Annotated in this window: 6 protein-coding genes; 2 read left to right on the top strand and 4 right to left on the bottom strand. The window is 59.8% G+C overall.

Annotation, left to right across the window (positions count from 1 at the left end; translation table 11 throughout):
- The first annotated feature begins 161 nt into the window (after positions 1-161).
- A complete protein-coding gene (locus HY696_02035; protein MBI4237182.1) occupies positions 162-2,135 on the top strand; it encodes a type III restriction endonuclease subunit R in 1,974 nt (657 codons plus the stop codon).
- A gap of 193 nt (positions 2,136-2,328) precedes the next feature.
- On the top strand, positions 2,329-3,714 hold the full coding sequence (locus HY696_02030; GenBank protein MBI4237181.1) for a sigma-54-dependent Fis family transcriptional regulator: 1,386 nt from the start codon (positions 2,329-2,331) through the stop codon (positions 3,712-3,714).
- Positions 3,715-3,717: 3 nt separating this feature from the next.
- On the opposite strand, the gene HY696_02025 is transcribed toward HY696_02030, so the two are convergent.
- From HY696_02025 to HY696_02010, 4 genes are all read right to left on the bottom strand, one after another.
- Positions 3,718-4,314, bottom strand: a complete 597-nt coding sequence (locus tag HY696_02025; protein ID MBI4237180.1) for a hypothetical protein — start codon at positions 4,312-4,314, stop codon at positions 3,718-3,720.
- A 2-nt stretch (positions 4,315-4,316) separates the two neighbouring features.
- Positions 4,317-5,273, bottom strand: coding sequence for a hypothetical protein (locus HY696_02020; protein ID MBI4237179.1), 957 nt, complete (start codon positions 5,271-5,273; stop codon positions 4,317-4,319).
- A 3-nt stretch (positions 5,274-5,276) separates the two neighbouring features.
- On the bottom strand, positions 5,277-5,951 hold the full coding sequence (locus HY696_02015) for a tetratricopeptide repeat protein (protein MBI4237178.1): 675 nt from the start codon (positions 5,949-5,951) through the stop codon (positions 5,277-5,279).
- 101 nt (positions 5,952-6,052) lie between these two features.
- Positions 6,053-7,390, bottom strand: a complete 1,338-nt coding sequence (locus HY696_02010; GenBank protein ID MBI4237177.1) for a hypothetical protein — start codon at positions 7,388-7,390, stop codon at positions 6,053-6,055.
- Between the last annotated feature and the right edge of the window lie 387 nt (positions 7,391-7,777).

Raw genomic sequence — 7,777 nt, 5'->3', positions numbered from 1 at the left:
TCTCGAAGCTGGACGACCTTGTGCTCCTCATGGACGAGTCGCTCCGCTACCGGGCGTCGGCGGGCATGTAGGCCATCCAGGAGCTCAAGCCCATTCTCGGCCTGGAGCTCACGGCCACGCCGCAGATCGAGCGCGGCGGCGGCGCGGACCCCTTCAAGAACGTGATCTACAGCTACCCTCTCTCGAACGCGATGGAGGACGGCTTTGTCAAGGAGCCCGCCGTCGCCACGCGCGAGAACTTCGACATCCGCAACTACGACGAGGGAGGCCTGGAGCGGCTCAAGCTCGAGGACGGCGTCCGCATCCACGAGAACACCAAGGTCGAGCTGGAAGTCTACGCCCGCGAGAACGGCACGCCCATCGTGAAGCCCTTCATGCTCGTGATCGCCAAGGACACGGACCACGCCAACGCCCTGGTGAAGGTGATCGAGGATGCCACCTTCTTCGAGGGGCGCTACAAGGGCAAGGTCATCACGGTGCACTCCGCCCTCAAGGGGGAAGAGCGCGACGAAACAGTCGAGCAATTGATCCACGTGGAGAGGCCCGACAACCCCACGGAGATCGTGGTCCACGTGAACATGCTCAAGGAAGGCTGGGACGTCACGAACCTCTACACCATCGTGCCGCTGCGGACGGCGAATTCAAGGACGCTCGTGGAGCAGTCCATCGGCCGGGGCTTGCGCCTGCCCTACGGCAAGCGGACCGGCGTCGGTGCGGTGGATCGCCTGACCATCGTTTCGCACGACAAGTTCCAGGAGATCGTGGACTACGCCAACAGCGCCGAATCCATCATCCGGGGCGGCCTGAAAATCGTGGGCATCCCGACCGAACGGACGCGCGTGGTCGTGGCTGAGCCGGAAATCCTGAACCGGGTCGCGGGCCTGCCCCTCTTGATGCCAAGGGCACCCGGTGCGCCCGCCGAGCAGCAGAAGTTCCTCTTCGAGTCGCCCAAGGAGCAGGAAGCGGCGAAGGCGACGCTCGAAGTCATCCGACGGGAGTTCGAGCGCCTGCCGCGCTCGGCTGACCTCACCAAGCCCGAAATCCAGAAGCAGATCGTCGAGAAGGTCAAGACGCTCATCACGCCCGTCCAGCGGGAGATCGAGGGCGTGACGGAGAAGGTGGACGTGGAGATGGTCGTGGCCAAGACCATCCAACTCCGCAACGAGCTGTCCATCGACATTCCCCGCATTACGATCCAGCCCGTGGGCGACGTAACGCGGGGCTACCGCGAGTTCAAGATGGACCTTTCGAGGGTGAACTACCAGCCCGTGGACAACGAGATCCTGATCCAGGAGCTGCACCGGCGCGAGCAGCACCGGCTGATGAGCGGAACCGGCATCGCCCCCGAGGAGAAGCCCGAGGACTACCTGATACGGGGGCTCATCGATTTCAACGACATTTCCTACGACGATCAGGCCGAACTGCTCTACACACTGGCTGGGCAGGTCGTGGCACATCTGCGCTCCTACCTGAAGGACGGGAACGAGGTCCTCAACGTGCTTCAGTACCACCAACAGGGGCTGGTGAATCTGATCCACGTGCAGATGCAGGAGCATTACGAGGAGAAGGCCACGGCCTACGAGGCGCACGTGAGCAAGGGATTCACCACGCTCCGGCCGAACAACTACTCGGCCCCGGCGGATGAGACCGAGCGCGACTTTCGCGCGCCCGTCGTCGAGAAGCAGGACATCCGCAAGATGCTCTTCAGCGGCTTCAAGAAATGCCTCTATCGCGTGCAGAAGTTCGATTCGGATTCGGAGCGCCGCTTCGCGGTCGTTCTGGAGAACGATAAGGAAGTCCTGAAGTGGTTCAAGCCCGCCAAGGGGGACTTCCAGATTCACTACGCGAGCGACGCCTCCTACGAGCCGGACTTTGTGGTCGAGACGAAGGCGGAGAAATTCCTCTGCGAGCCCAAGAGCGCCGCAGAGATGGAGGACCGCGAGGTGCTGGCCAAGGCGAAGGCGGCCGCGGAGTGGTGCAGCCACGCCACGAAGCATGAAGGCGATAATGGTGGCAAACCGTGGACCTACCTGCTGATCCCGCACGACGTGATCGCGGACAACAAGACCCTCGCGGGATTGGCTGTGTCCTATACCTCTCAGGGTCTGGCGGGACGCGTTCAGATCAGCCAATAAAATGCCATCCTCGTCCACAATTCCGAACACGTGGCGTTCAGATTTTCGGACAACTTTGGACGTAAAAAACAGGCTTGCCGGAAAAAACCGCTCCATGTTAGCTGGTTAGCCAACCCGGGAGGTTGGTATGCCAATTGCTGTCTCTCCTCGTAGGAAAAAGTCGCGACCACTCAAACCGCACAGGAGAACACCCATGGCCTACCACATCCTCTGGATCGACGACGACACCGCGTTCCTCGAAACCGTCCGCACCTCGCTCGACGGACTCTGTGAACTCCATGTCGCCACGTCACTCAGTCAAGGCTTGCAACTGTTAAGTGCCCGACCAATCGACCTCGTGCTGCTCGACATCGCGCTCGGTTCCGAAAACGGCCTCGAAGGCCTGCAGCTCATCAAGAAAGACAGCAACTCGGTCGACGTCGTGATGGTCAGCGGCGAACGCGACCCCAGACAAATCGTCCAATCGATCCGCGCCGGCGCGGCGGATTATCTCTCCAAACCGTTCGACATCGACGAACTGATCGCGCTGATCGAAAAGTTGCGCGCGGTGAAAGGAATTCGCGACCGCCACGACGCACTCGTCGCGGATCTCAATCCCGCCTCCGCAGCGCACCAATTCATCGGCGTCAGCACCGCGTTCCGAACGATGCTCTCGCAAACGGATCGGCTCAAAGGGCACAAGGCCAACGTGTTGATCGAAGGCGAATCCGGCACCGGCAAGGAATTGCTCGCGCGCTATATCCACAGCCTCGAGCACGACAACAAACGCCCATTTATCGCAGTCAATTGCGCCGCGATCCCGGAGGGTCTGATCGAATCCGAACTGTTCGGCCACGAGCGCGGGGCCTTTACCGGCGCCACACAGCGCAAGTTAGGCAAATTCGAACTCGCCAACGGCGGCGATATTTTCCTCGACGAAATCAGTTCGCTGCGCCTCGATTTGCAAGCCAAGATCCTGCGGGTGCTGCAGGAAAAAGAGGTCGTGCGCGTTGGCGGCGGCCACCCGCTCCGCGTCGACTTCCGCGTCATCTCCGCCACCAACGAAAATTTGGAGCGCCTCGTCGCCAAAGGCCAATTCCGGATGGATCTCTTCCACCGCCTCCGGGTCATCCAGCTCCACGCCCCGGCGCTACGACAACGCCGTGAAGATATTCCGCTGCTCGTCGCGCACTTCCTCGACAAGTACGGAAAGACCACCGGCCCGAAACGCATCACTGCCGACGCCCTCCGCCGCCTCCAAGAATACGACTGGCCCGGCAATGTGCGCGAACTCGAAAACGTCATTCACAGCTTGATCATCCTGAGTCCCGACGAAATTATCGATCAAGCCTGCCTCCCCCAATCCACGTCGCTGCAAGTCCACGATCAACAGCGACTGCAACGCGATTTCCCCGAGACCACATGGCAAGACGGCGATCAACTCCCGTGCTTGCGCGAGTATGTGCGCACTGCAGAACGCACGTACGTGGAGCACGTCATGCAGATGCATGGCGGCGACAAGACCGCCGTCGCGACCGCGTTGCATGTGGGTCGCACCACGCTCTATTCGAAATTGAAGGAATTAGGCATTGCGCACTGAGACTCAATTTGGAGGACGCCGCACGACCGGTGTCGACACACGCCGCTGCGCCACCGCTTGCTGACTCTCGATCTGCCGCTTCAGCGCGATCACCAGCGAGCGCGCGCGATTTGCCCATAAATTGCGGCCCGCCGGATCGACCAAAATCACGGCGCGAAAATCCTCCGCGGCCCGTCGGTAATTCCGATTACGCAAATAAATCTCGCCGCGATTCACTAACGACGACGTGTCTTTGCCGTTCAACTGCAGCGCGCGCGAATATTCCAAGATCGCCTCCACTGGCCGCGCCTGTTTTTGATGGATCGCGCCCATCACGGAATGGAAGTACGCATTGCGGTGATCCAGCACGATGAGCGCTTGGAAGATCCGCTCCGCCTCGGTCACCCGTCCGTGTTTGAATTTGACATAGCCCGTCTCCGCCAAATTGTAGAGCTGTTCGCGGCTCAAGCCCCGCAACTCCGCCAAGCTCAATTTGTCGTCGAGGAAACGCTGCAACAGATCAACCAACCGCCGCCGCCGCGCCGGATTCGGATCCACGATCGGCGTCAGTCTCTGTCGCGCCTCGCGCGTCGCAGCCGCCAAATGTTCTTCGGTTGCCACGATTACGCTCCACCGACCGCAATACGCCGAATCAATTCCATCTTGGTCTTCGCGTATTCGTCGATCATCCCCTTCGTCGTTCCCAATAATGAATCGATATTCTGCGCGATCCGCTGCATCGTGCCGGAGAGCTGCTGCATGCTCATCGACTTCTCGGCCATTTGTTGTCTGGAGATTTCCATCGTCCCGTAATCCTTCGTGCCCGCGATCTCTTTCGCAATCGCCTGCTGCTCTTCGTTGACCCGCATCAATCGTTGGCCCGTTTGGGTAAAAAGCAGTCCCTGCTCCGAACTGCGCACTTTGCACAGCGCAATCAGCACGAACTCCGGTTCGATCAGACCTTCTTTCATCATCGCAATGATTCGCTGCAAGTCTGCGCGCAATTCTTCCCGCCTCGCCTGCAACTGTTGCCCTAATTGCATGTTAAAAATTTGATCTTCCAACTTGGCGATGAACGCTTCGTACTCCTTGGCATCGGCATCCACTCTGCCGAGCAAGTCCTCGCCGTACCCCAGCACATCGTCCAACGCCTGATTCGGCGCGCCTTGCCCAGTGGCATCGCCCCCGTCTCCCGTGGCTCCGCCCTCTTCCGGCAACGCCGAATCGGCCTTGCCCGTCAGCGCTTCCGCGCCGCGACCGGTGCCGAGCACCGCGCGCAGCAATTGTCGATCTTCTTCGCCGAGTGCCGCCTGCGCCTGGATCGGCGCGATCATCGCCGGCGTCGGCGCCGGCACGGTCGCGTCGTCGGCCTTGATTTGCGTACTTTGGAGAATGACTTGATCCAGCACCAATGCGCGCTGCTTCAGATATTCTTCAATGTCCTCGCGCGTCACGCCGGCGGGCAAGACCTTCATCACTTCATGGATATTGCCGGATTTGAGCGCCTCGACCACTTGCGGGTGATCGAGGTGTGATCCCATGGTGTCCACGCCGGGACGGCGAATTTGATCGATGGCCATAGCTTACGACTTCTTTCCTTTCCCCGCCCCCTTCACTGCACTTCCGCTCCGCTTGGCCTCCACGTGTTGCAGTCGCGTCAGCAGCGCTTGCGCGCGTTTTCCCCACGGCTCTTCTTGATGACCCGCCAAGCGCAACGCCTGCTCCAGATCGGCACGCGCAGGTTTAAGCCACCCATGCGCCAATTGGAGTTCGCCGCGATTGGTCCAACTCACGCCATCGTCCGGATTGAGTTCGATCGCCTGCGAATATTCCGCAATCGCCTCCGCGTGCCGCTTTTGGCGCTGATAGACCGCGCCCAACATGGAATGAAACGCGCCGTTATTCCAATTGAGCATCGTCAGCACTTTGAAAAATCGCTCCGCGTCTTCGTAGCGACCGGTGCGGTATTGCAGGAAACCGAACTCCGCGAGCCGCTGCAACGTTTGTGGCGGAATATTGAAAATTTCCGCCCACGACAGATTGCCTTTCAAAAAATCGAGGACCCGCTGCGCGCCAACTTCCATCACGGTCGGCGGCACTTCTTTAAATTCGCGTTCCAGATCTTGAAAGAACTGCGCCATATACGCCTCCGCCTCCTCCGGCGTATAGGACTTCGCAGGCGCAGTGTCATCCCACGGACGTTTCGGTTTCGGCAAGTCGCTCATCGCTAACTCAGCACAGTTACTGGAAATTAGCATAGCATGTCCCCGAACCGAATGCCAAGAAAACGCACCAGGGGCCAGGAAACGGCTCGCCATTCCCTGACCCCTGCGTTGGGTCCCAATCCATTGCGCTTCCGTTACACACGCCATGAGGAGACCACTTGGAGTTCTCTCCCCCGCGCATCGAGCAACGCCTTGGTCATATTCGTCATCATTTCCGAAACCTGCGCCATCTCTTCCAACATTCCGGAGATTAATTTCTGCTCCGTCCCGATCACCCCTTGCTCGCCCTTCTTCGTCTCCAACATCGCCTGGTAATCGGCCTGGACTTGCGGATTATTCGGATCGAACGACTTCGTGCCGGCGATCTCTTCCGAGATCTTTCGCGATTGATCCTGCAACTCGATCAACTTCTTCGCCAACTGGACGTTCTGCATCGCCTTGTCTTTGCTGATGATGTACCCGACCAGTCGGAGAAATTGATACATGTCCCCGATATCGCCGCTCATCGCCTTCTGGGCCAGGAAGAAGAACAGCATCATCATCTTGTTCGACTGATTCTGCATCTTCTGCATATCGTCTTGCGCCGAGAGCTGGATGTCTTGTGCATTCCACCACTGCTGCAACGCCGCCGGATCGAACCCCGGCAGCCCAGTCCCCGCCTTCGGTGTCCCTGGCGTTCCCGGCGCTCCTGGCGCTCCCGGTGCCCCCGGCTGCGTCCCCGCCTTCGGCTGCCCCGGTGTCCCTGGAGTTGTCCCCCCCGACGGCGTCCCGGCACCCGCAGCGGCCTTGCCGGGAGGGAGCGCGGGACTGGTATGCCCCTGGCTCTTGGTCAGAATATCGGTCGCAAGATTCATCGCAACATCGAGATCGTTCAGCGCTGCTTCAAATGCGGCTTTGTTGGCCGGTAGGTACATTTTCTTGTATGCGCCATTTGGCTGCCGTGCCTGAGTCGACGCGGTTTTTGCCGCATCCAACAACTTCTTCAATTCCACCTCGGCAAACTTTTTCGCCTCCTTCACCTGCTCCAACGTCCGCTTCAGCGTCGCCAGCGTCTTCTCTTCCGCGGGGTCCAACTTCCCGTCGGCGGCCTTCTTCTCCAAATCGCCGATCTTTTTTTCCAAGTCGGTCTGCCGATTTTCCAACGCCTGGACCTCTTTCCCGATTAACTGAACTTGCTTAATCAGCTCCGCCAGCGCCTTCTGAATATCGGTCGGCGGTTTCTTTGCATCGATCACTTTGAAGAACGCGGCCTTCGCAATCAGCGCTTTGGCATCCACCGGCGACCCATCGGTAATTGTGGTACCCAAAAACCCGAATAGATCGCCTAACTCTGCGGTGGAAAAAATCTGGGCGTCCCCGTTGAAGGCCGCTTCGATCGTCAAATCATCGGCATCATTAATTCCGTTGGCCGGTGTATCGTTGTCCACCGCCGTAGCATAGTTCGTCCCATTCCATTGCACCGTGATCGACATATATTTACCCTCCCCAGGTCCTACTCTCTATATCGGCGCGGCCGCGGACCCATGTTGCCCGCCCCCGCTCGGCCACTTACAAAGCAAGCCGTGTACCAAGCGCCCCCCAGCCCGCCACTAGCCCGCCATCAATCATTTCGGCCAGTTACAACCGGCCAGCCTCACCATTCCCTCGCCGCCGCCGCCCACTCGGGGTCCCACGTCCCCACCCCCACCCCTCCAATCCCCCAGACCACTCCCCACGCGGATTTGCAAATAGGGGTCCCGGTGGGGAAACGGAGGGGCCCGGCGGGCGAGTCTGAGCGAGGGAGCGCGATGGGGGTGAAGCTCGACCGAGCGAGGTCTCAGAGAGCCGACCGCCGTAACGCGAGGCGAACGGCACGCCGG

This window comes from Deltaproteobacteria bacterium (genome assembly GCA_016210045.1).
GTDB lineage: Bacteria > UBA10199 > UBA10199.
This window is presented reverse-complemented; position numbering and strand designations above follow the sequence as displayed.

What these genes read in the sequence shown, in the direction of transcription:
- HY696_02030 (MBI4237181.1), top strand. Translation starts at nt 2,329, where the DNA reads ATGGCCTACCACATCCTCTGGATCGACGACGACACCGCGTTCCTCGAA.
- HY696_02015 (MBI4237178.1), bottom strand. Translation starts at nt 5,951, where the DNA reads ATGCTAATTTCCAGTAACTGTGCTGAGTTAGCGATGAGCGACTTGCCG.
- HY696_02010 (MBI4237177.1), bottom strand. Translation starts at nt 7,390, where the DNA reads ATGTCGATCACGGTGCAATGGAATGGGACGAACTATGCTACGGCGGTG.
- HY696_02020 (MBI4237179.1), bottom strand. Translation starts at nt 5,273, where the DNA reads ATGGCCATCGATCAAATTCGCCGTCCCGGCGTGGACACCATGGGATCA.